Genomic DNA, 2,165 nt, shown 5'->3' with positions numbered 1-2,165 from the left:
CGCCGCCCCGCGCTCGCCGTGGACATGCGTGTACGCCGGCACGAACGCAGCGTTGAAGGCGCCTTCGGCGAAAATCGCCCGGAAGTGATTGGGCAGCCGCAAGGCGACGAAGAACGCGTCGGCCACCGGACCGGCGCCGAGGATCGCCGCGAGCATGATGTCGCGCGCAAAACCGGTCAGCCGCGAAAGGAGCGTAAAACCGCCGACGGTGAAGATACGTCCGAGCATCAGCCGCTTCTACAGCATGCGGCGGCGCTGCAAAATGGCGAAATCAGGAAGAAAGCACGCCGCGCACAGCCTCGATGACCCGCTCCTGCGTCGGTTCATCGAGATAGGCATGCATCGGCAGGCTGATGACATCGTCCGAAAGCCGTTCGCTGGCCGGCAAGCCGCCGTCGGCAACCGGGAAATCCCGGTAGGCGGTCTGCTGATGCATCGATTTCGGATAGTAGATCGCGGTCGGAATGCCCTGCGCCTTGAGCGCGGCGGCGAAACCGTCGCGGTCGCAGCCTTCGGGCAGCCGGATGGTATACTGCGCCCATATCGAGGTGCAGCCGCTGGCGAGGCGCGGCACCGACACCAAATTGCCGAGGCCGCGCGCGTAGCGCTCCGCGATCTGGTTGCGCGCGGCGATCTCGTCGTCGAAAATCTTCAGTTTCTCGAGCAGGATCGCCGCCTGCATGGTGTCGAGCCGCCCGGTGAGCCCGAGACGGACATTGTCGTACTTGTCGGAGCCCTGGCCATGGACGCGGATGCTGCGCAGGGTTTCGGCCAGCGCGTCATCGTCGGTGAAGATCGCACCGCCGTCGCCGTAGCAGCCGAGCGGCTTGGCCGGGAAAAAGCTGGTCGCAGTGGCAAGGCCCATGGTGCCGAGGCGGCGGCCCTTGTAGCTCGCGCCGAATGCCTGCGCCGCGTCGTCGAGCACGAACAGGCCCTCGGCCTTCGCCACCGCCGCGATGGCATCATGGTCGGCGCTTTGCCCGAACAGGTCGACGGGCATCACCGCCTTCGGCGCAAGACCGCGCTTGCGCGCGGTCGCGATGCCGCGCTTCAGCGAATTCACGTCCATGTTGAAGGTCGCTTCATCGACATCGACGAAAACGGGCACGGCGCCGGTCAGCGCCACCGCCTCGCCGGTGGCGCAAAACGTAAACGACGGACAGAATACCGCATCGCCGCGGCCGACACCCTTGGCCATCAGCACCATCAGCAGCGCGTCGGTGCCGCTGGCGCAGGTCACGACATGTCTGGCGCCGCTGTAGTCGGCGAGTGCTGTCTCAAGCGCGGTCACTTCCGGACCGTTGATGAACTGGCAATGCGTGAGCACGCGGGTCACCGCCTGATCGATCGATGCGCCGAGCCGGCGGCGCTGCGCGGCGATGTCGATGAACGGTACGGGTTCTGGACGCAGGTGCTGGTTCATGGAACCTCGGGGGGATTGCGATTGGGTCATGCAGGGATCGCTAGCCGACGACGCGGCGTGGCCCGGTGCGGGCGGCGGCGGAGGCGGCCGGCTTTGCGGGAGTTTCCAGGCAGCGGATCGCGATTTCGAGGCTGGCGACGCCTTCGTCGCCGGTCACCGCCGGCACAGCGCCGGATCGCACCGCGCCGAGGAACGAAATCAGTTCGGCGCGCAGCGGCTCGTCATGGCCGACGGGCAGATGGCGCATCGAATAGCTGCCGTCCGGCTTGAAGCCGAAACACTCGGTGACCTGGCGGGTCAAGAGGTCGCCCATCACATATTTGCCGCGGGTCGCGACCGTGACGTTGCGTGCCTTGAACGGCGTCAGCCAGTTGGTGTTGATATGCGCGAGCACGCCGGAGGCGGTGCGGAACTGCAACAGCGCGATATCCTCGCGCTCGGCGACGGCGCTGGACAATTGCGGCTGCACCTCGACGATGTCGGACTCGGTGAACCAGCGGATCAGGTCGATGTCGTGCACGGCGAGATCGATCACCACCCCGACGTTCGACATCCGCGGCGGAAACGGGCCGACGCGGGTGATCGCGATCGAAAGAATGTCTTCGCCGGCCAGCGCCTGCTTGATGGCGGCGACCGCCGGGTTGAAGCGTTCGACATGCCCCACCATGAGCGTCACGCCGGCGCGGCTGGCGGCCTCGACGATCTCGCGTCCCTCCTCCACCGTGGAGGCGATCGGCTTTTC

General features: G+C 66.6%; 3 protein-coding genes. All 3 read right to left on the bottom strand.

Annotated elements, in window-relative coordinates; all coding sequences use genetic code 11:
• The coding region (locus tag Q7U29_RS03770; protein ID WP_304738604.1) for a lipid II flippase MurJ at positions 1–228 on the bottom strand (228 nt) is incomplete at its 3' end.
• Positions 229–271: 43 nt separating this feature from the next.
• Positions 272–1,423 (bottom strand): DegT/DnrJ/EryC1/StrS aminotransferase family protein, encoded by a 1,152-nt coding sequence (locus Q7U29_RS03765; protein WP_304738601.1) that lies wholly within the window; start codon positions 1,421–1,423, stop codon positions 272–274.
• 40 nt (positions 1,424–1,463) lie between these two features.
• On the bottom strand, positions 1,464–2,165 hold a 702-nt coding region (locus Q7U29_RS03760), incomplete at its 5' end, for a Gfo/Idh/MocA family protein (RefSeq protein WP_304738598.1).

It is taken from the genome of Bradyrhizobium sp. (assembly GCF_030654605.1).
In the GTDB taxonomy this organism is placed as follows: domain Bacteria; phylum Pseudomonadota; class Alphaproteobacteria; order Rhizobiales; family Xanthobacteraceae; genus Bradyrhizobium.
Note: the sequence above shows the minus strand (reverse complement) of the source record. Positions and strands in the feature narration are given on the sequence as shown.

What these genes read in the sequence shown, in the direction of transcription:
- Q7U29_RS03765 (WP_304738601.1), bottom strand. Translation starts at nt 1,423, where the DNA reads ATGAACCAGCACCTGCGTCCAGAACCCGTACCGTTCATCGACATCGCC.